General features: G+C 34.3%; 15 protein-coding genes and 1 tRNA gene. 3 read left to right on the forward strand and 13 right to left on the reverse strand.

All coding sequences use genetic code 11. The features are described from left to right. Positions 1-186 precede the first annotated feature (186 nt). From FHP04_RS07550 to FHP04_RS07560, 3 genes are all read right to left on the reverse strand, one after another. Positions 187-259 (reverse strand) — tRNA-Met (locus FHP04_RS07550). A 413-nt stretch (positions 260-672) separates the two neighbouring features. Beyond that, on the reverse strand, positions 673-3,579 hold the full coding sequence (locus FHP04_RS07555) for a sensor histidine kinase (RefSeq protein WP_158319127.1): 2,907 nt from the start codon (positions 3,577-3,579) through the stop codon (positions 673-675). Positions 3,580-3,595: 16 nt separating this feature from the next. Next, the gene (locus FHP04_RS07560) at positions 3,596-4,351 is read right to left on the reverse strand and encodes a LytR/AlgR family response regulator transcription factor (RefSeq protein ID WP_139855489.1); all 756 of its coding nucleotides are present in this window, start codon (positions 4,349-4,351) and stop codon (positions 3,596-3,598) included. A gap of 76 nt (positions 4,352-4,427) precedes the next feature. Here FHP04_RS07560 and FHP04_RS07565 point away from each other — a divergent pair, with 76 nt between their 5' ends. Continuing rightward, positions 4,428-5,990 (forward strand): AsmA family protein, encoded by a 1,563-nt coding sequence (locus FHP04_RS07565; RefSeq protein ID WP_139855490.1) that lies wholly within the window; start codon positions 4,428-4,430, stop codon positions 5,988-5,990. Positions 5,991-5,998: 8 nt separating this feature from the next. On the opposite strand, the gene FHP04_RS07570 is transcribed toward FHP04_RS07565, so the two are convergent. The 3 genes from FHP04_RS07570 to FHP04_RS07580 all read right to left on the reverse strand — a co-directional run bounded on the left by FHP04_RS07570 (position 5,999) and on the right by FHP04_RS07580 (position 9,930). Then, positions 5,999-6,181, reverse strand: coding sequence for a CPXCG motif-containing cysteine-rich protein (locus tag FHP04_RS07570; protein WP_139855491.1), 183 nt, complete (start codon positions 6,179-6,181; stop codon positions 5,999-6,001). Between the two features lie 32 nt (positions 6,182-6,213). Next, positions 6,214-7,938, reverse strand: a complete 1,725-nt coding sequence (locus tag FHP04_RS07575; RefSeq protein WP_139855492.1) for a patatin-like phospholipase family protein — start codon at positions 7,936-7,938, stop codon at positions 6,214-6,216. An 81-nt stretch (positions 7,939-8,019) separates the two neighbouring features. Next, positions 8,020-9,930, reverse strand: a complete 1,911-nt coding sequence (locus FHP04_RS07580; protein ID WP_139855493.1) for an ABC-F family ATP-binding cassette domain-containing protein — start codon at positions 9,928-9,930, stop codon at positions 8,020-8,022. A gap of 92 nt (positions 9,931-10,022) precedes the next feature. Between FHP04_RS07580 and FHP04_RS07585 the strand changes: the two genes are divergently transcribed. Further along, positions 10,023-10,424: a DUF983 domain-containing protein gene (locus FHP04_RS07585; protein WP_139855494.1), complete on the forward strand. Its 402-nt coding sequence runs from the start codon at positions 10,023-10,025 to the stop codon at positions 10,422-10,424. On the opposite strand, the gene FHP04_RS07590 is transcribed toward FHP04_RS07585, so the two are convergent. From FHP04_RS07590 to topA, 7 genes are all read right to left on the reverse strand, one after another. Beyond that, positions 10,425-11,480, reverse strand: coding sequence for an NAD(P)/FAD-dependent oxidoreductase (locus FHP04_RS07590; RefSeq protein ID WP_139855495.1), 1,056 nt, complete (start codon positions 11,478-11,480; stop codon positions 10,425-10,427). It lies immediately after the preceding gene. Between the two features lie 107 nt (positions 11,481-11,587). Further along, on the reverse strand, positions 11,588-12,487 hold the full coding sequence (gene porN, locus FHP04_RS07595; RefSeq protein WP_139855496.1) for a type IX secretion system ring subunit PorN/GldN: 900 nt from the start codon (positions 12,485-12,487) through the stop codon (positions 11,588-11,590). Between the two features lie 19 nt (positions 12,488-12,506). After that, positions 12,507-14,069: a type IX secretion system motor protein PorM/GldM gene (gene porM / locus FHP04_RS07600; RefSeq protein WP_139855497.1), complete on the reverse strand. Its 1,563-nt coding sequence runs from the start codon at positions 14,067-14,069 to the stop codon at positions 12,507-12,509. 41 nt (positions 14,070-14,110) lie between these two features. Beyond that, positions 14,111-14,770 carry a type IX secretion system motor protein PorL/GldL gene (gene porL / locus FHP04_RS07605; RefSeq protein ID WP_139855498.1) on the reverse strand — a complete coding sequence of 220 codons (660 nt, stop codon included), beginning with the start codon at positions 14,768-14,770 and terminating at the stop codon, positions 14,111-14,113. 58 nt (positions 14,771-14,828) lie between these two features. Further along, on the reverse strand, positions 14,829-16,202 hold the full coding sequence (gene porK / locus FHP04_RS07610) for a T9SS ring complex lipoprotein PorK/GldK (protein WP_139855499.1): 1,374 nt from the start codon (positions 16,200-16,202) through the stop codon (positions 14,829-14,831). A 109-nt stretch (positions 16,203-16,311) separates the two neighbouring features. Further along, positions 16,312-17,475, reverse strand: a complete 1,164-nt coding sequence (locus FHP04_RS07615) for a formimidoylglutamase (RefSeq protein ID WP_139855500.1) — start codon at positions 17,473-17,475, stop codon at positions 16,312-16,314. After that, complete coding sequence (gene topA / locus FHP04_RS07620; protein WP_139855501.1) at positions 17,475-19,991, reverse strand: type I DNA topoisomerase; 2,517 nt, start codon at positions 19,989-19,991, stop codon at positions 17,475-17,477. The genes FHP04_RS07615 and topA overlap by 1 nt, the downstream gene beginning before the upstream one ends. Before the next feature lie 326 nt (positions 19,992-20,317). Here topA and miaB point away from each other — a divergent pair, with 326 nt between their 5' ends. Next, a complete protein-coding gene (gene miaB, locus FHP04_RS07625; protein WP_139855502.1) occupies positions 20,318-21,757 on the forward strand; it encodes a tRNA (N6-isopentenyl adenosine(37)-C2)-methylthiotransferase MiaB in 1,440 nt (479 codons plus the stop codon). The last annotated feature ends 105 nt before the right edge of the window (positions 21,758-21,862 follow it).

Raw genomic sequence — 21,862 nt, forward strand, 5'->3', positions numbered from 1 at the left:
TGCAAAGATAAAAGCATTTAGGGCACAATTTAGAGGAGTGAAAAACGTAGAATTCTTTCTGTATAGATTAACAACGATTTTTGCATAAACACAACAATTGTTCTTGATCCTAAACTTCTCGTCCTGTTCTAAAAGTCAAGTTCAAAAAAAAAGACCCCACATTTAAAGTGAAGTCTTCGTACTTAGTAGCGGGAACAGGACTCGAACCTGTGACCTTCGGGTTATGAGCCCGACGAGCTACCTACTGCTCTATCCCGCGATATGGGTTTTCAATATTTCATCTTTAGCTTTTAGCTTTCGGTTCATAATGCCGACTGAAATATTGGACTGCAAAGATACAAACCTTTTACTAGTTTGCAAATAAAATTCCGAAGAAAATTAAAGTATTTTATAACCGCTTAATAAATAGCTGATTTCGAATGGTGCTGACGAATAAAATCAGGAATAAAAATAAAAGAGAGGGTTTATCGTGAAGCTAAAAGCGTCCCAATACACCCACTGCTCCCCAACAGCAGGTGTAATCGGTAGCTTAATTATGGTAAAAAACCAAAATCTAAACATTAACGAGTTAAAATCTTATCAACTATATAATGACATTGCAAATATAGAGTCAATATTTTATTGATTTCGACCTAATGTATAAACGTATCTAAAAATTGGATAAACGTAGAATCAGAGAAAAAGAGTGACAGTTGTCCCAAACTCTGTATGTTCTATTTTGAGAGCAGAATCTAGATTATAATTTAAAAAGTGTAACCGTTCTTTTATAAGTGAAATACCTTTTGAAGTACGTTGTGTAGGTTTAAATACCTTTTTACTCCCTATTCCATTATCTGTAATTACACATTTTAGTTTATTGTCGTGAATTTGATTAATTATAAGCGATAGTGTCGGATTTTTTATAATGTTAGGAAATGCGTGAACAAAAGCATTTTCTAAGAAAGGTTGCAGTATTAAATTTGGAATTTCTGTATCACAAATATCAATTTTCGGATCCACTATAAAGTTTATAGAAATACGATTTTGGTGACGCTCATTCTCTATCTCACAATAAGTTTTTAGATAGTCTAATTCCTCTTTTAAGCTTATAAACGTACGACTAGAATTGTTTAAATTGGCTCTTACCAATTTTGAAAACTTAACCAAATAGGTCGAAGCCTTTTCATTTTCACCTATAACTACTAAATGTTGAATACTGTTTAAAGCATTGAATATAAAATGCGGGTTCATTTGCGCTAATAAGGCTTCAGCTTTTAGTCTTTCAATGCGTTTATTAGTTGCAATTTCTTTTGCTGTTATTATTTGATGTTGTTTTCTTTTACGATTAAAATAAAGAGAAGTGACAAAGACTAGTGCAGTAGCCACCAATAACCTAAACCACCACTGTTCATAAAACGGGGGATTAATCGTAAATTCTAAAACAGATTTTTCAAACCACTGTCCAGTATATGTGTCATTAACTCGAACCCTTAGGTTATATTCTGCAGGCTCTAAAAAACTCAAATTAATCTCCGGCAAATCCAATTTTGTCCACTCTGAGTTATCTTTCATTTTATAATAAAACTCTAGCTTATTTGGGTATGGGTGAGAATTGGTTGAAATACTAATTTCAAGATTATTTTGTTTTGAATTTAAGACAAAAGGCTCTTTCCCATATCCATAAACAGTATCATTAACCTTAATTTGTTCTACAAATAAATTATTAATCCTGTTTCTAGAATTAACCAGGCTTTTCATATTCACTTGATACTCTCCTCCATCAGAACCAAGATACAGCACATCATTATGCACATTTATAGCATGAATATTCTTTGTTATACCCTGATCTTCATTAATAAATATTTGCTTTTCATCGTTGTGAAAAAGAACCCCTCCCTCTGTTACAATTATTAGCCAATCCTTGTAGGAATCTAATAACAAAATCGAATTTCCTTTAATCTCGGATCTATCAATCTTTTTTATTACTTCAAATCCCTTCTTAAAATCTACTATAAATACATCTCCAAATTCATTCCCTATAGCTACATAATCATTAAAAATGGCATGGTGTCTTAGTTTTTTTTCTTTCCAAATCCCAGTATCTAAAAACGACTTAAAAGTTTTATCATAAGAAAAAAGACCGCTAAAAACTGAAAGAAAATAAGTGGTTGAATCTCTTCTAAATGTTCCAACAATATTTGTAGGAGTACTGGGAAATTCTTCGTCATAATATCTATACTTTAACGGATATTCACGTTCATACACTCTTGCCCCACGATATGGATTAGTCTCAATTAAGTTATTATCTGATGTAAAATCAAACTCTAGCGTATGTAAAGGCAAGTACGATTCAAAAGCTCCATCTGGACGAAATTTATACAACCCAATATTTGTGTTAATCCAAACGTGAGTCTGTGATTTTTTAATAGTGTAAAAAATGATATCAGTTTCAGGAGTATCATAATTTAACTCATAAAAAAAATCTTCGTGTTTAGGCAAGTTGTTTTTATTAGCTTTCACAAAGGCAACTTCCTGTTGTTTAAAAAAGCTAGCATCGTAATATTTGTTTGCTATATCTACACCATCATCGTATAAACTAATTTTGTTTTGATTAAAATGATCTATTGCAATGGTTTTTTTATGACTAGAAGGATAATATTGAACCATTGGGTTTATGGATATCTGAAATAGTCCATTGTCTAAAGTTCCTGCGTACAATAACTCTAAAATTGGATTGTACTCAAGCACAACAAGATTTTTACTATCTATTCCATGAACCTCTTCATAAGAATTTCCATCTTCAGAGAACTTTAATAAACCTCCGTTTTCTTCAAAAACTCCCCAGGCAGCACCATAAACAGTTTTATCATTAGTAACAGCATAATCCCAAATTATAGGAAAGCCGTCTCTTTTCTTACCCACAGGTACTTTTTTGTTCAGCAAATCGGTTATAGCAAATACAGAAACAGCTCCCTTATTACTAGCAAACAAGGAGTCACCAATTCTCTCTGAATCGTAAATAAATTTATGATCACTTATTTTTTCTAGAAAGTACTCGTCATTTTCATTTAAAATTTTATAGATCCCAGTATTATAGGTAGTAGTAAACACCGTATTATTAAACTCGAAGAATCCCGAAATACGCATTAAGGAACTTTCCTCATGGTTTAATGAAGCAACTACAGATTTTTCAGCAATATTAATTACGGAAACCCCACCACTTGTACCTACATATAGAAAGTTTCCGAATACATTTAAGTGAGTAATATGGTTATTATTTAACCCTTGATCGGTGTTAATAATTGTAAAATTGGAGCCGTCGAAATGCGCAATTCCATTCCCATAACTTCCTACCCAAATATCTCTATTTGCATCTTCGGTTATTGCCCATATATTATTAAGCGGTAATCCGTCCTCCTCAAAATAGGTAGATATTTTGTTATTGTGTTTTCTTACTAAACCATTATCTGTACCAACCCATAAAACACCATTTTTAGAAAGATGTAGACTTCTTACGGTATTATGGGGTAAAAAGTTTTTTGTAGAAAAATGCGTAACCGGAGGTGTTTGCGCATTACACACTAATAAATTCGTTATCAAATAAATGATAAATAAGCTATACTTTTTCAAGAACTCTATTTAAAAAATCATTTTCACGCCTATAGGAGACTTCGAGCGTGCTTCCATCGGTTAGTTTTACGGTTTTTTCTTTTTTATCATAGCTCATAACTGCTGCAAGGGCTACTATATAACTTTTATGAGTCCTAAAAAACAATGATTGTGGCAAGCGTTTCTCTACAGTCCTTAACGATTGAGAAACAACTATTTTTTTATCTCCCGCAATATGCACCTCACTGTAATTTCCATCGGCTTTGATAAAGAGAATATCATTTACATATGTTAACTCAAAACCTGTAAGAGTATTGAAAAATATTCTTTTCTTACCTTCTTCTGCTTGATCAACGTAACTTTTAAGTAAGGCAATTTGCTCTTTCAGAGCATTAGAATTTGATTTCTCAACAAGGTATCTCTGCATGGTTTCATATAAAACCGACTCGTCTATAGGTTTTAAAATATAATCGAATGCACTATATTTAAAAGCTTGTATTGCATACCTATCATAGGCTGTTGTAAAAATAACATCGAATGTGGGGGTGGAGAAATAATTAAATAAGGCAAACCCGTTTTCTTCAGGCATATGAATGTCTAAAAAAACGAGGTCTATTGAGTTATTAACAATTAAACTACATGCTTCTTTTATAGATTGAGCCGTGCCTACTACTGTTATAACATTAGAAAATTCTTTCTCAATCAATACTTTAAGCAATGAATTTGCATGTGGTTCATCGTCTACGAGGATAACATTTATCATAAACTAAATTTATATAAGCGAAATATCTTTTACAAATATTCTTAAAGAAATTGGTACTTTCCTTATCTTTAGAGAAATGAATAAGACCTTAAAATACACAATATACGTCATTCTTACATTTGGCGCTATAGTAATAGCATCAAATAATTATATAAATCACTTTCTGAAAAATAAACTTCAAAATTTTATTGAAGAGCGATTACCAGAAAATATGATTAGGGCTTATGAAAGTATTACGGTTGAAACTATTAGCGGTTCTCTCTCTATAACCAACGCGTCACTTATAATCCACAATAAAAAAGACAGTGTACAACACACTTTTATAAATGTTGAAAAGCTCAATATTTCTGACATCAGCTACTGGGATTATTTATTTAATGATGAAATTCACGTTGAATCTATTTCTTTGGAAAACCCCATTATAGCCTACTACCAAGATAGGCAGTTACCTGTAACAGATACAGTGCGAAAACCCGTTGCCAAAATTTACAAACCAATACTTATAGATCAAGTTAAAATCAACAACACCAAATTTGTGATTTTTGAAGATGGAAAAGATTCTACAAAAGTTTACACAAATGGTTTAAGTGTAAAAGTTAACGCAATACGGATAGACAATAAAACAGTAACTCGTAAAATACCGCTTGATTACAAAAGTTTAGAAGCAAAAAGCGACACAGCATTTGTAAAAGTTAGTCCTTACGAAAACTTAACAGTAGAAGATTTTTTAGTTAAAAATCGCAAGGCAACTTTTAATAATATTAAGCTTAAAACAAAATATTCTAAAAGAGAGCTCTCAAGAATAATTCATAAAGAACGTGATCATTTTGACCTATCATTAAAATCATTGTCAATTGATAATTTTGATTTTGGGTTTAACAACAATGACTTTTTTGCTAAAAGCAAACTTATCACACTCAATGCCCCATTTTTAGAAGTTTTTAGGGACAAATTGGTTGCAGACGATTTTAAGGTTAAGCCGCTCTATAGTAAGATGCTTCGCGATTTACCTTTTGAGCTAACTGTGGATTCGGTTAACATCAAAAATGCAAATATTAAATACGAAGAAAGGCAGCATATTAAAAATATGGGAGGTTCTATCAACTTCAAAAACTTAAATGCAGCAATTTCAAATGTTAGTAATACATACAAAAGTCCGGTAAAAACTAATTTAAACATTTCCGCAGATTTTATGGACAATACCCCTTTTACAGCAGAATGGAGTTTTGATGTTCAGAATCCGGAAGATAGATTTTTATTTAAAGCACAAGTAGGGTCATTAGTAGCTGATAAGATGAACAGCTTTACCGAACCTAATTTAAATGTGCGTTTGAAAGGTCAGACCCATAAAACTTATTTTACTATTGATGGGAATAGTGAAACTTCAACTACCGATTTAAAAATTAATTATTCAAATTTTTCTGTTACAGTGCTTAAAAAAGATGGCAGCACAAAAAACAAATTTCTATCTGCTGTAGCTAATATTTTTGTTTCTACCAACAGTAATAAAACCAATGACAATTACCGTGAAGGCGTTGCAGAAGCAACTCGAGATAAAACAAAATCCATTTTTAATTTTTTATGGATTAGTTTAAAGAATGCTCTAGCCAAAGCAATGACAGGGAGTGGCAAGAAATAGCTCCAAGTTTATTGTGATATACTTACAGCGGTAAACTCAATTAACGCTCCATCTTCAAAACTAACTTCCAATTCTAAGGGATTGCAGCAAATTTCACAGTCCTCTATATATTTTTGATGCCTCACGGAAGTATCTAGCAACATCGAAATGCTTTCCCAGCAATGTGGGCATTGAAAAAAATGTTCGTACATAATTGGGGATTTTTAGGATTATATATCACTCGTTATTTTAAAAGATCATTTTCTGCTAACTCCTTCTCTATCGTTTCTTTTACGAATTTATAACCCGCATTTTTTGCGTAGAAAAAGTTTGCTAAAAACGAAAGAAACCTATTTTTAAGTAGATATTTTACAATTAAGCCTATCCTCTTTTTAATCTTAGACTTATAGCGATTTTCAAATTCTGAAAATGACATTTTTGGGAAGGGTAGGTCTTGAATATCTGCATCTTCACCGTAGGTTTCGGCATCAAATTTATTATTAAAACTTCTAAGCACTCGCATATCTGGAATTATTGGAAATAGCTTATCACCATTTACATCCATGGGAGGTACTGAAAACTCAAACCTCTCTTTAATTTCTGCACTGGGCTTAATACTTAAGCGTGTCTCGATTTCTTCGGAAGGTATTGCAAAATAATACCTTAAAAATGCTTGACAATTTTTTCTACCTAGTTGGAAGTCATGCGCCCGAAAATCACGACTTAGAAACCCTGCGAAACCACCAATAGGAGCAGAGGCTAAATCATTTTTACTTCTAACCCATTCTCCATTTTTCTTAATCTTTCTTACAGGTTCTATTAAAAATTTTGTTCGGTCGCTTAAATCTAAAGCATCTAAAATTCCTTCTTGATTAAACATTACCTGATTTCGAAGTGACCTTAGAAGACCTTTTGCAATACTCGAAATACTTTTCCCACTTTTAGAAACGTCTTTATCCTTATTGGGGAATGGGTCTATCATAATTACCCCATATCTGCAAGTTTCAATACTTTTGGGATTCTTTTCTTTAAGTACTTTCAAGGCAATCCCGTATGGTTCGTTATTTATAACTCCACCATCAACAGAATTAAAAGTGTAGATATCTCCTTCTGGCAACAAGGGCTCTATCCCTTTCGACTGATTGAATAAATATTTAGGATATCGTTTAATATATTCTGACGATATGGCCACCTCTCTAGACCGTAAACCAATCGGGAATGCTGCAGTACTTAGCGTTGCCTCTTTTAAATATTGAAGATGTTTTTTCTTTGAAATATCAAGCACATAATACAACTCATCTTCACTTACAGGAATGCCCGATTTGTATTTATCATTTTTCAGTTTATACCTAAAAAAACCACCGTGGTTTGTAATAACCGTTCCTTTTGAAGAGTCTCTACTGCCGTCAAAATTCACCAAAAAATTTATGCCGCGTAAATTGGTTGTCGTTAAAATAACATCTAAACTATCGGAAGCGTATTTAGGAATTTCTCGCTGTTCTCGTATTCTTATTGCTTCATCTGCAATATCATCTATAGCTTTAGTATTTAACAACGAACGAACTTCTCCAAATTCTTTTAAGTCATTATCTCCTAAAAGTTTGTCTATAGTGCTACTTTCTTTAGTATCCGCCATTTCTACCCAACTTCTATAAAAGATATTATCTATACCATTTGGGTTATCTTTATTTATGCTTTTGTAGTTTTTATCGGCTAAAGCAAGTAATGTGAGCGAACCAGATATACCACCCGCTGAAGATCCGCTCATTACGTCAATTTCAACTTGATGCATAGGTATGGAATGGTCGTAATCTGGGTGATTAATACCACGACTTCTATTTATAACTTTCGCTTTTTCCCAAAGCTCAAGTGTTTCTAATAAATAATCTATTACACCAGCAGTATATGCCCCGGCCGATACAGCACCCGCCATTGTGAGGCATAATTTGAATGTTTTCTCATTTTCCATAAGCTCGTGATTATTAAATAACTCGCTAACAAACAACAAGTTAAAACAATTAATCCAAAGAACTTATGAGTTATGCGATTTTTACGATAGGGATTCTACGGTTTCTTGAAGCACTTCCCACTCTTCCATCAATTTTTTAAGCGACTTTTTCTTCTCTTGATACTTGTCGAAAAAGTGAGGCTTAGCAATAGTTTCTTCGTAATTTATAAGTAATTCGGTATCTATAGCTGCAATTTCTTTTTCTAAGGATGTTATTTTAGATTCAACATTACTTAATTTGTTTTTTGCAGATTTTAATTTTTTTTGAATTTCGTATTCTTCACCTGCAGTTCGTTTTTCTTTAACTTCTGTAACGATCGTTTTCTTTTCGGCTTCACGTAGGTTTTCGAGGTTTCTTTGTTCTAAGAAAAAATCAATATCGCCTAGGTATTCTTTGATGTGTTGATCTTTAAATTCGTAAACCTTATTGGTTAGACCTTGTAAAAAGTCACGATCGTGAGAAACTAAAATTAAAGTCCCTTCAAAGTTCTTTAAAGCGTCCTTTAATACGTTTTTAGATTTAATATCAAGGTGGTTTGTAGGCTCATCCATTACCAAAACATTAAAAGGCTGTAGCATTAATTTGGCAAGGGCTAAGCGGTTTCGCTCTCCTCCACTTAATACACGCACATACTTTTCTACTTCGTCTCCTCTAAAAAGGAAAGAGCCCAAAATATCTCGAACTTTACTTCGGTTTTTCTCGTTTGCAGCATCAATCATTGTATCTAGTACAGTTTTGGTACCGTCTAAATAATCAGCTTGATTTTGAGCGAAATATCCTATCTGTACATTATGACCTAAATTAAGTTTTCCACCGTATTCGATTTCTCCTACAATAATTTTTGCAAGAGTAGATTTCCCTTGACCGTTTTGACCTACAAAAGCTATTTTGCTGTCTCTTTCTACTAATAAATCAATATCGTTGAGAACCCTCTTCTCTCCATAGTTTTTTGTAATTCCCTCCGCTTCTATTACTACTTTCCCCGGGGTAACCGATATTGGAAAATGTAACGTCATTACACTATTATCATCTTCATCTACTTCTATGCGGTCTATCTTGTCTAACTTTTTAATAAGCGATTGCGCCATAGTAGCTTTACTGGCTTTGGCTCTGAACTTATCAATTAGTTTTTCTGTTTGCTCAATTTGCTTTTGCTGATTTTTCTGAGAAGCTAATTGCTGTTCTCGTAATTCATTGCGAAGAACTAAATATTGAGTGTACGGTTTATTAAAATCGTAAATCTTTCCAAGTGAAATTTCTATTGTACGATTTGTAACATTATCCAAAAACATTTTATCGTGCGATACAATCACTACTGCCCCAGCATATCCCTTTAAAAAATCTTCTAACCATAAAATAGATTCAATATCTAGGTGGTTTGTAGGCTCGTCTAACAGCAGTATATCGTTATTTTGAAGTAGTAGTTTTGCTAATTCAATACGCATTCTCCATCCACCAGAGAAGGTTTCTGTTAGCTTCCCAAAATCTTCACGTTGGAAACCTAATCCTTGTAAAATACGTTCTGTTTCCCCTTGATAATTGTACCCACCATGTATTTCATATTGATGTTGAATATCATTCAAATCTACCATTAACTGGTGATAGCCATCACTCTCGTAATCTGTGCGTTCAGCTAATTGGGTGTTAATTTGTTCTAATCGCTTTTCTAACTTTTTAATTTCAGTAAAAGCTTCATATGATTCTTCAAGAACTGTACGACCTTTTTCAAAGTCGATATCTTGCTTTAAAAAGCCTATCGAGACTTCTTTGTCAGTTGCAATCTGTCCTGTATCATATTCTTGTTCACCTGCGATAATCTTTAGTAGTGTAGATTTTCCTGCACCGTTCTTCCCAACTAAACCAACTCGATCGCCAGGCTTCAATTGAAAGGTTATTTTTTCGAACAAATAGTCTCCTTGAAAGGAAACAGAAAGATTATGAATGTTTATCATTATGTCAAAAGTGAATTAAGATATCAGGATTGTAAAATACCACTGGTAATTGTTGCAAAGATGCTTAAATTTGCGGTTCTAAAAAAACACTCATGCAATTCTTAAAAGGTTCTAAGCTTTACAGTATTTTCACAAGCACATGTCCTGTTTGTCATAAAGGTGATATGTATATTGAAAACAATCCCTACAAAGTTATGAAGATTATGAAAATGCACGAGCACTGTAGCCATTGTGGTAAAAAGTTTAAAATAGAACCATCTTTCTTTTTTGGAGCAATGTATGTAAGTTATGCTGTTGGAGTTGCAATTGCGGTAGCTGCATTTATTATAGCATATTTTTTTATTGGACTAGATAGAAATTATGCCTTTTTATCTATCATTATAAGTTTAGCTGTTTTATTCCCAGTTATAGTAAGAGTGTCTAGAAATATTTGGATTAACCTCTTCGTGGATTACGATAAATCCGCCGCTGAGACAAATAATGTAAATGAATAATTATACTTTCCAATTTTTAGCCCGTCCAATATAAATTTCTTTAGTTAAAGGCTCCCCATCCTCTAAATGTTTATACAATATTTCTGAAAGTAATGGCGCCATTATAAACCCTCTCGATCCAAGCCCGTTAAAAAATACTAGGTTTGGATTTTCTTCTAAACTTCCAAGTAGCGGTCTGTGATCTTTTGTAGTTGGTCTAACACCAGCTTCCTGACTTATTACCTCAAAGGGGCAATTAATAAACGATTTTAGTTTTGATAGTATTTCATCTTTAGCTTCTCCGGTTGGGTTTAAACTATAATCATCCCGCCCATAGGTTGAACCAACTTTGTATTTATCATCTCCCAAAGGAATTACATAGACAGGTCCTTTCAAAAGAGATTTAACTTTTAAATCTGAAGCTTTAATAACAATGTACTCTCCTTTATTTCCTATTAATGATTTCTTTAGGAAAAAGGGGTTATCGACTACTTTTGAGCCTTCTGCAAAAATGATTTTTTTGGCCAAGATGTTTTTATAAACAACGCAATTATCTTTTTGATGAAGTTGTTCGTATTCAAAATTTTCTGTAATTAATTTTTCTTTGCTTTTTAAATATTCACGATATCCAGAAAGCAAACCTTCCGTATGAATTTGAGCGGTTCCTAATACCTCTCCAAAACCCAAAGGAGCTTCTATAGCTGGATTATTATTTTTAATAAAAGTAGAAGACAGGAATCCATCCAATTCTTTTTTATCACTAGCTACAGTCCAATTATTTTGTTCTTCAATACTTTTAAAAATACGTTTAATCGATTTTTCTTCAAAGAAATCAGTTTGTATTTTCTTTGACAGCGATTTGTAAAAATTAAAAGCATATGGATGAAATTTAGAGACGTTCCAAGTAGCTGTAAAGCGTTTTAATACAGTTGGATTAAAAACACCTCCAGATTTTGCCGTAGAACCCTCTACGCCACTATCTATAAGCATAAAGCTTTTGCCGTGTCGAAGAAGTTGTTCAGAAATACAAATTCCTGCAATTCCTAACCCTACTACTATATAATCTTTTTCAACCATTACCTTTTACGGATTTATTTAAAATCTTGAATACCTATTAAATAATAAACCCTTCAAATTCCATATTGGAAAATGAAGGGTTTTATTAAGACTTGATAATTATAGAATTAATAATTCCACATATCTAATTCAATATTTCGAATTTGTTCTTTAATTCTATCAGATTCCATTAACTGCATAAGTGCATTATCGTTAATATAATCTTTAACATCTCTATCACCTTGAATATTATCTTCTCTATAGATTACGGCACTAAAGCGTCTAGAGTTTAACAAATGATCAAAAGTTATAGGTTGAGAGGTATTACTTCTATTAAAAGTTCTAGCATTGTGAAGTACTTCACGAGCGCCAGGGAACCATACCCAAAACAGTTCAACTTTTGAATCTAGCCCATCGTCTGGAAATGCTTTAGAGCGCGCCTCATTTGCTACAGGACAAAGTCCTAACAAACGGTATTTAAGTTCACCTTGACGCTTATCAACATACCAGTAACCTCTAATTCGCCACTCTTCTATATCTCCTGCATCCAAGTTAAAACGACGCACGTACTGTGGATCTACTACACCTTCAGCATTGTATTGCTCAATACCTAAATCGGTAGTATCACTGTAAACTAAAGAAGTTTCTAAATCGTCTAACGTTCTTTTTTCAGTAAAATATGAATCTGCATATACAGCATCAATTTTACCATTTTTAATGTTTTTTACTAAAACATCGTAAAGAGAACGTCTGTCTGATCCAATGTTGTTTGTATCTATAGGATAGTACAATGGGAAGTTTACTCTCTCGTTAAGATCAATAATCTCCCAAGTAGTTTTAGCCCACAGTACATCGCGACTATCTGTATAGCCATAAGGCAACGGACCATCATTATCGTAAGTGATTTGGGCTTCGGTCTTTAGGCCTATTTCCTCTGGAGTTTTGGCGTTTAGAATATTCAACTGTGCGTGAGCACTAGCTGCCATTCCAAGACCTAAAACACATAAAACAACATTTCTCAAAGTCATAAAACTTATTATTTAATTTTTAATTTGTCAATTCGATAATTACTGGAGCGGTTTTCTTAAGCATTACACCACTTCCAGAAACTTTTGCATTAATATCGAAAATCTGAACAGTTTCACCTCTTCCAGCTTTTCTAATTGCACTTACAGCAGCACCATTCAACTTAGTACCATTTACACGTACAGTTGGTTGACCTGGCACTTTTAAACTAAAGCCTGAAACATTTAGATTAATGTCAAAATCGAAGTCTTCTAATACTGCAGATACAGATGAAATCTCTAATCCTTGACGTTGCATTCTCACTAACCCAGTTTCACCTCTAATAGCTCCAACTGGCGCAGGAATATCTTTAATTCTAAACTCAGCAGGCGTTTTAACACCTGTTCCATCAGGTAAAGTACCACTAGCAGTAATTGTTACTGTTCTTCCAGATCCTGGACGCATAACGTATTTACTACCTGAAACTTTAGATAGACCTGGAGCAGAAGCATTAACTTTATTATCTGGAATACCAGGAATAGAAACCGTCATCGGGTTGTCTACACCACGATACACTACATTCATTTTATCAGCTGCAATCACAGCAGAATTAGGTTTTGAAATTGTTGAGAATCCTAAGTTAACAGGAACCTTAGTTTCTTTACCGTCTTCTAAGAAGATTAAATCTCCTTCAATTTTATGGTCACCTGGAGAACCTGCAGTAATATTAAGCATTACTTTACCATTTTGGATAGAGTATTGATCTGCACTTAATGGCTTACCATCTAATGTAAGTTTAACTTCGTTAGGCTTAGTATTTGGATCTTTACGACCTAATACAATACCTCCATCAAACTTCTCACCTGCATAATATGCAGTTTTACTAGTTTCTAACAGTGTGTTGTATTGAGAAAAAGACAATGCTGCAGCTTGTTGTCCTGCCAACATATTTGATAAAATCTCGTTCTCAGTGGTTTTGATATCACTCTGCATCTGAGTTAACTTAGTTCTAGAAGCTACCATTGGGAAACCTTCATAGTGGTAGTTTAACCATGGTAATGTAACTCCGTCGCCACGTTTTACAGGATCAGTTGCAAATTTTTTAGAAACATCAGCTGCTATACTAGCATATCTTTTGTTTTCTCCAATAACTGAAAGAATACTATTCTTATAGTTGTTTATTTGGTCTAAAAATTCTTGTCCAGCTTTTGTATACTTGTCGCCATTGAAAAGTTTTTGATCTAAAAAGTCTGATCTGTCTTGCATTTCATAGCTTTCAGCATCTTCAGGTTTAATAGTGCTCATCATTTCACTTTTAAGACCTTCTAAGTATGAATCAAACTCATCAGATATTTGACTAATCTGTTCAGCTTTTGCCTTTACTTCACCATATTGCTCTGGTTGTTCAACAGCTTTTGATGCTAAGTTCTCCATAAAAGCATTGTTACGTGCTTCTGCTGCAGTATTAGACTCTGTTAAACGTTCATTTAATAATCCAAAAGCCGAAAGCACTTCTTTTGACATGTTCAACGCCATCATCGCGATGAATATCAAATACATCATGTTAATCATTCGTTGCCTTGGGGATAGTTTTCCTCCTGCCATTTTTATTCTATTTAAAGATTAATAATTAAGGTGAAAACCTATTAGTTTTTTGTTGACATAGCAGAAAGCATACCTCCGTAAACACCGTTTAAAGATGATAGGTTAGTTGCTAAGTTCTGCATTTGCTGTTTTAGCTGTTCAGCATTTTCAGCAATTTCTTTATTTGCGTCTGTTTGACGGCTTGTTGATTCTATCTGTACTTTATAAAGACTGTTTAATGAATCCATTTGAGCAGCAGCAAGTGCCATTTCTTCACTGTATTTTTTAGTAGAGCTCATTGCTTCAGCAGTTGGAGCGATACCTTTTGCAGCACCTTCAAAAGAACGGATGCTAGAAGACAAACTACTCATTAATTCTGAATCGATTTTTGCTTCTTTTAGCATATCATCTAATTTCTTAGACAACATTCCCTGAGTTTCTTCTGGTTGTTCGCTAATAGCTCTTCTACCAGATGTTCCAGCGGCACCACCTGCTAATTCAGGATATACTAAAGACCAATCCAATTCATCATCAACTGGTTCAAAAGCAGATATAGCAAAAATAATTGCCTCAGTAACCAAACCAATAGTTAATAATAAGTTACCTCCAATACCAGCAATTTCAAAGTGGGTAATTTTGAAAAGCGCACCTATAATTACAACTGATGCACCAAGCCCGTAGGCCATGTTAAATAGTTTTTTGGATGATTTTGATTTTGCCATAATACTTAAGATTTAGTTGAGGGTTTTTGTTAATAATTGTGTTAGTTGTTATGTTTAGTTAGCGAGCATCGCCAAAATTTTGATTTAATACTACGTCTGTACCCATATAATCCTGTACAGTTCTGAATCCAATATAACTACGTGCAGAATCTGCATATTCGTAATCTCTAGTACTCACTTGTAGGAAGTATGCTACATCTTTCCAAGAACCACCACGAACAACTTTACGCATGTTTTTTGGGTCGTTCACGTTAGGATTCATTGTAGAGCTAAAGTCATAAGAAGAAGGGTCGTAAGAAGAAGCTACCCACTCCGCAACGTTTCCAGCCATATTATATAAGTTGAAATCATTAGCTTCATAAGCATCTGCTTCTACAGTATAAAGTGCTTGGTCTGCAGCGTAATCACCTCGTAAAGGCTTAAAGTTAGCCATAAAGCAACCTCTATCATTTTTAGTGTAAGGTCCTCCCCAAGGGTATGTAGCTGATTCTAGACCTCCTCTAGCCGCATATTCCCATTCAGCTTCACCAGGAAGACGGAATGAATTTACGTGGTTTTTCTTTTTAGATTTTTGATATGCATTTTTATACAAAGTTCTCCAAGCACAGAAAGCTTTTGCTTGCTTCCAGTTTACACCAACTACAGGGTAGTTTCCATATGCTTCGTGCCAGAAATAATCGTTGTGCATTGGCTCATTGTAAGAATAGTTAAAATCACGAATCCAAACAGTTGTATCAGGATAGATATTTAATTCTTCTTTTATAATAAAATCTTTTCTTCTCTTACTTCTATCTCTAGCAGCTGCTTCAATATCCATATAAGTATATTGGAAGTTAAGCTTACTTACATCGATAGTACGTTGTCCGTTGTATGCTTCCTCTGAAGGAATATACATTGTATCCATTACTTCACTATAGAATTCATCAGGATATTTGGCGGTATCCCAAATAAGATCTACTTTATTGTTGATTTTTCTACCTGCATAGAAATCCTCTCCCATCCCAAAGTAGTTATCGTACATATACTGGTCGTACGGAGTCATTTCTTCATTTTCTTGGTCTAAAAATGCAAATTCTCCAATTCCACCATCACCTGGAGTTGCTCCCATTTCATCTGCCATAATAGCTAAACGAAGGCGAACTGTAGAATCGCGTACCCAGTTTACAAATTGTCTGTACTCTGAATTAGTAATTTCAGTTTCATCCATATAAAAAGAACGAACAGTTACAGTTTTCGGCGGTGCATCATTAACGGCAACAAAATCATCATCACTTTTTCCCATGATGAAAGACCCACCTGGAACAAGTGTCATACCGTGAGGTTTTAGTGGATACCATTTTTTACCTTTTACCCCAACCAATTCTCCTCTATCTCCGGAGTTACAACTGAATAAAAAGGCAACGATCGCAGTTAATGCAATAAATTTCTTCATAGGTATTTTGGTTAAATTTCAATTTTAAAGGGCGTAAACCTATTTATAAAATTTTTAATAAACAATTTTTTTTTACAAAACCCTCTATAATCTATAATGTGTTGATTAATTATACTTCATTTTTATGGCGGGCTTTCAACCACCTTTCCGGAATCTCCTGATTACACGCACTCAAATAATCGCTGTAAGTGCAAGGTAATAACGTTTGGCTTTTTAATTTATTATTAACATTTGAAATAAATGGTAAAACAATCCACCATCTCTCTGTTTTATTACTCTTTTTGAACTCCAATATTTCATCGTCTATCGGCACTTTATAGGAGGTGTAAAGTCTCTCATTATCAAAGTCATCATCTGCAATTCTGAAGTTAAAACCTTCAACAAAATACCACAATACTTGCGCTATAAGCATTGCACTACTTTTTCCATAAACAGCATTACTTAACTCGTAAACTCCAAATGATTTAACTTTATTACTAATTCCTGCATAACGAGCTATCGTACAAATCTCTCGACCATCAAATCCGTTAGGACTCTCATTAGTTTTATAACTTAATTCTGAGTTTTTTATTGCAGTTACATCCAAAGCCACCATATCTGCATCTCTTAATATTGGCTCAATCACAGTTGTATCTGCACAAACCTCGCCCAATCTATAAGCGTCAAAATACAACTTATCCATTAAAGCTATCTCCTGCGGAGCGTTAAAAAATGATTGATACCCTAACACGCTATAATTAAATAGATTATAAGGCTTATCCACCACCATTTTCCCAACGTATGATTTATTTGATATTGGAAGATCGGCATTACCAAGATCAAAACGATTGTCTATATTAACAACATTCACCATAGCTCCAAGATTATCATACGCGCGATATTGCGCATAAGCCATATCTTGACTTCCACCCAAAATTAGTGGAACTATCTTTTTTAGCAAAAGTGCAGCAACAACCTCCTTAACGGCAAATCTTGAATCTTCAACAGAATTTCCTTTTTCAATATCTCCAAGGTCAATTATTCTGTGCTTCCAATTTCCTGGATACAACGAATAAAAGGCTTTTCGATAGTCATCAAAATACAGTTCTTCACCAATGTAATTAACATCCGCACGATTTTCTTTAACACCAAAAATCGCAAACGTAACGTTTTTTAAATCAGGTAAATCGCCAACTTCGGCGTGTACTTCTATTTGCTTCCCTAACGTTCCTAGCGGCAGTAATTCTCTGTCCGCTAAAACCTTCTTAGAAACAGGGGTTAAAAATTCAATCATTATTTTTTCTTGGCTGAAGCTTTTTTCTTAGTTGTAGTTTTTTTCTTGGCAGCTGCTTTCTTTTTAGGAGCTTTTTTTGCTAGCATTTCCTGAGCTTCTTCTAACGTTATTTTATCGGCTTCAGTCCCTTTTGGCAATTCCACCTTTACTTTTCCTTTAATAACATTAAAACGCCCCCAACGAGCTTTCTCGATTCTAATTTTCTCTTCTGGCCACTCGTTGATTAGCTTATCAATCTCCTTTTGCTTTTTATCTTCAATTAACTGAACGATATCTTTATCAGTAAGATTATCGAAATCATACTTTTTATTCACATTGATAAACATCCCGTTCCATTTAATATATGGGCCAAAACGACCTACACCTTTTTGAACCGGTAAGTCTTCATAGGTATAAATTGGAGCATCTGCTTTTTTCTTCTCTTCAATAAGCTCTTTTGCAAAAGCCATATCAACGTCTAATGGATCCATTCCTTTTGGGAGAGATATAAACGTTTTACCAAAGCGAACATAAGGACCAAAACGACCATTGTTAACCTCAACTTCCTCATTATCGTAAACACCCAAGGTTTTTGGAAGTTTAAAAAGATCCATCACCTCTTCAAAGGTAACCAAATGCAATTGTTGGTCTGGACGTAAACTTGCAAATTTTTTATCTTCATCATCAGGAGCACCAATTTGAGCCATCGGACCATATTTACCCAAACGAACTAATACAGTACGCCCGCTTTCTGGGTCCTCCCCTAGAATACGCTCTCCACTTTCACGATCGGCATTTTTCTCAACATCTTCTACGCGTGGGTGAAACTTTTCATAGAACTCCTTCATCATTTTCGTCCACTCCTCTTTCCCTTCGGCAATGTCATCAAAGTCTTGCTCTACTTTAGCAGTAAAGTTATAGTCTAAGATATTTTCAAAATGCTCTACCAAAAAGTCATTTACTATCATTCCAATATCAGTTGGAACAAGCTTGCCTTTATCTGAACCTACTGTTTCAGTTAAGGTTTTATCTTTAATATTTTCTTTTTCAAGAGTAAGCTGAAGGTATTTACGTTCAACCCCTTCTACAGTACCTTTTTCAACGTAGTTTCTACTAATAATAGTTGAAATAGTTGGCGCATAGGTAGAAGGTCTCCCAATACCAAGCTCTTCTAATTGCTTAACTAACGAAGCTTCTGTAAAACGATATGGGGCACGAGTAAATCGCTCTGTTGCTGTTATGTAATTATTTTCAAGCGAATCGCCTTCTTTCATATTAGGCAACATACCATCTTGCTCTTCCTCTTCAAAGTCGGTTCCTTCCAAATAAACTTTTAGGAAACCATCAAACTTTATCATTTCACCATTTGCAGTAAAATTCTCTGATACTTTTTCTTTGGAAAGCACATCAATCTTAACATTGGTTCGCTCTAATTGCGCATTACTCATTTGTGAAGCCAAAGTCCTTTTCCAAATCAAATCGTATAAACGTGCTTGATCGTGATCTCCAGTGATAGTATGTTGACTCATATCGGTAGGGCGAATAGCTTCGTGAGCTTCCTGAGCTCCTTTGCTTTTCCCTTTATAATCACGAGGATTACTATACTCTTTCCCGTAAGATTTAATAATTTCTTTTTGAGCTGCGTTTTTAGCGTCATTAGAAAGGTTAACACTATCGGTACGCATATAGGTTATAAGTCCAGCTTCATAAAGACGTTGAGCTATTGTCATTGTTTTTCCAACTGAAAAATACAATTTACGCGCTGCCTCCTGCTGTAATGTTGAAGTAGTAAAAGGAGCTGCAGGCGATTTGCTTGCAGGCTTTTTAGTTAAATCTGAAATTTTATAATTAGCTCCTAAATTCTTTCTAAGAAATTCACGAGCTTCAGCTTCAGTTTCAAAGTTTTTTGGAAGTTTTGCTTTAAACTTACTACCGTCTAGTGTGGTAAATTCAGCATCAATTCTATACGATCCTACAGGATTAAATGATTCAATCTCACGCTCACGCTCAACAATCAAACGCACGGCAACCGATTGCACACGACCTGCAGAAAGTCCACCTTTCACTTTTTTCCAAAGCACTGGTGAAAGCTCATATCCTACCAAGCGATCTAAAACGCGTCGCGCTTGTTGAGCGTTTACCAAATCGTAATTAATTTGGCGTGGGTTTTCTATTGCATTTAAAATTGCTGACTTTGTAATTTCATGAAAAACAATTCGCTTAGTCTTGTCTTTATCTAGTTTCAACTCCTCAGCTAAATGCCAAGCAATTGCTTCTCCTTCACGATCCTCATCACTTGCTAGCCAAACCATTTCAGCTTTTTTAGAAAGTGCTTTCAACTCCGCCACCAACTTTTTCTTATCGCTACTTACTATATATTTAGGTGTGAAATCCCCTTCCACATCTACTCCTAATTCCTTAGAAGGAAGATCTGCAATGTGCCCAAAACTCGAGGACACTTTGAAGTCTTTCCCAAGAAATTTTTCGATGGTTTTTGCTTTTGCAGGGGACTCAACGATCACTAAATTCTTTGCCATATCCTATTTTATTTAAGACTGCAAAAGTATATGATTTTTTTAATACGAAAGATTTTGCTTGTAATAATTGAATACAATCCACATTATTTCAGCTTAAAACACATAATTATCAACAGTGATTTGTGAAAGAAAATTACGGCAATAAATTCAGCCAACAAGCACTAACAAACGAAAACTTCATAACTATACCTATATATTTATTCCTTCTTTTAAATCTCAAATAAAATTATATAAAAAGCAATCTGCCACTTTGTCACCGCAAGCATTTAATTGTATCTTTGCAGGAATTACATTATGGACTGTTTTGTATTGAAGTTTGATTTTTTATGGAAAAGACAATAGACGAAAAAGCACAAGGGAACACCTTAATTTTAGAAGCAAAAAAGGAGAATTCTAAAAAATTATATTTAGAAAGTTACGGCTGCGCTATGAATTTTAGCGACAGTGAAATTGTAGCATCTATCCTTGCTGATCAGGGGTACAACACCACAAATTTGATGGAAGAAGCAGATTTGGTCTTAGTGAACACCTGTTCAATTCGCGACAAAGCAGAGCAAACTATCCGTAAGCGATTAGAAAAATACAATGCAGTAAAACGCAGTAGTAATCCGAAAATGAAAGTTGGTGTGCTAGGTTGTATGGCCGAGCGTTTGAAGGAAAAACTTCTTGAAGAAGAAAAAATTGTTGATCTGGTTGTTGGTCCAGATGCATACAAAGACATTCCAAACCTTTTACAAGAAGTAGAAGAAGGACGAGAAGCTGTAAACGTTATTCTTTCAAAAGAAGAAACCTATGGCGATATCTCCCCTGTACGTTTAGGAGGAAATGGAATTACCGCATTTGTAAGTATTACTCGTGGTTGCGACAATATGTGTACTTTTTGTGTAGTGCCATTTACCCGCGGACGAGAACGCAGTCGTGATCCTCACAGTATTTTAAATGAAATTAATGATCTAGCCGAAAAAGGATATAAAGAAATAACCCTTCTAGGTCAAAACGTAGATAGCTATTTATGGTATGGTGGCGGTCTGAAGAAAGACTTTAAAAATGCATCAGAAATGCAAAAAGCTACCGCTACAGATTTTGCTCAACTATTAGATTTAGTTGCTACTGCGCAACCTAAAATGAGAATTCGCTTCTCAACAAGTAATCCGCAAGATATGGGTGAAGATGTACTACACGTTGTAGCAAAACACAATAATATCTGTAACCATATTCACCTTCCAGTACAAAGTGGAAGCACTCGAATTCTAAAAGAAATGAATCGTCAGCACACTCGTGAAGAGTACATGAAGCTAATTGACAAAATCTTGGAAATTATTCCAGATTGTATCATTTCTCAGGATATGATTATTGGGTTTCCAACTGAAACTGAAGAAGATCATCAAGATACGTTAAGCTTAATGGAATATGTTAAGTACGGCTTTGGTTATATGTATAAATATTCTGAAAGACCTGGAACATTAGCAGCTCGTAAATTGGAAGACGATGTTCCTGAAGAAATAAAGAGTAGAAGATTGACAGAAGTAGTAAATCTCCAACAAAAACATAGCGCTTTTCGCACAGAATCTTTTTTAGGTAAAACAGTAACAGTTTTAATTGAAAAGGAATCGAAAAAAAATGCAGATGAATGGAGCGGAAGAACGGAACATAATAATGTTGCTGTTTTCCCTAAGGAAAATTATAAACCTGGAGATTTTGTAAAGGTTAAAGTAACGGATTGTACTACTGCAACACTTATTGGCGAAGCTATAGGACTTGCTTAGGACTAATAAATCAAAAAACGTGTTTTAGTTCAATTTGCTGTAATTTTATAATTGTTAGGAAAATCTAATAACGATAAATCACAGTCTAAAGAGCTGAATAAAGAT

The sequence above is a fragment of the Aequorivita sinensis genome (genome assembly GCF_006346335.1).
GTDB classification, from domain to species: Bacteria; Bacteroidota; Bacteroidia; order Flavobacteriales; family Flavobacteriaceae; genus Aequorivita; species Aequorivita sinensis.

Excerpts from the sequence above, each read along its gene's own strand:
- FHP04_RS07590 (WP_139855495.1), bottom strand. The coding sequence starts at position 11,480 with ATGGTTGAAAAAGATTATATAGTAGTAGGGTTAGGAATTGCAGGAATT.
- porM (WP_139855497.1), bottom strand. The coding sequence starts at position 14,069 with ATGGCAGGAGGAAAACTATCCCCAAGGCAACGAATGATTAACATGATG.
- FHP04_RS07575 (WP_139855492.1), bottom strand. The coding sequence starts at position 7,938 with ATGGAAAATGAGAAAACATTCAAATTATGCCTCACAATGGCGGGTGCT.
- porN (WP_139855496.1), bottom strand. The coding sequence starts at position 12,487 with ATGACTTTGAGAAATGTTGTTTTATGTGTTTTAGGTCTTGGAATGGCA.
- porL (WP_139855498.1), bottom strand. The coding sequence starts at position 14,770 with ATGGCAAAATCAAAATCATCCAAAAAACTATTTAACATGGCCTACGGG.
- FHP04_RS07615 (WP_139855500.1), bottom strand. The coding sequence starts at position 17,475 with ATGATTGAATTTTTAACCCCTGTTTCTAAGAAGGTTTTAGCGGACAGA.
- porK (WP_139855499.1), bottom strand. The coding sequence starts at position 16,202 with ATGAAGAAATTTATTGCATTAACTGCGATCGTTGCCTTTTTATTCAGT.
- topA (WP_139855501.1), bottom strand. The coding sequence starts at position 19,991 with ATGGCAAAGAATTTAGTGATCGTTGAGTCCCCTGCAAAAGCAAAAACC.
- FHP04_RS07565 (WP_139855490.1), top strand. The coding sequence starts at position 4,428 with ATGAATAAGACCTTAAAATACACAATATACGTCATTCTTACATTTGGC.
- FHP04_RS07585 (WP_139855494.1), top strand. The coding sequence starts at position 10,023 with ATGCAATTCTTAAAAGGTTCTAAGCTTTACAGTATTTTCACAAGCACA.
- FHP04_RS07560 (WP_139855489.1), bottom strand. The coding sequence starts at position 4,351 with ATGATAAATGTTATCCTCGTAGACGATGAACCACATGCAAATTCATTG.
- FHP04_RS07580 (WP_139855493.1), bottom strand. The coding sequence starts at position 9,930 with ATGATAAACATTCATAATCTTTCTGTTTCCTTTCAAGGAGACTATTTG.
- FHP04_RS07570 (WP_139855491.1), bottom strand. The coding sequence starts at position 6,181 with ATGTACGAACATTTTTTTCAATGCCCACATTGCTGGGAAAGCATTTCG.
- miaB (WP_139855502.1), top strand. The coding sequence starts at position 20,318 with ATGGAAAAGACAATAGACGAAAAAGCACAAGGGAACACCTTAATTTTA.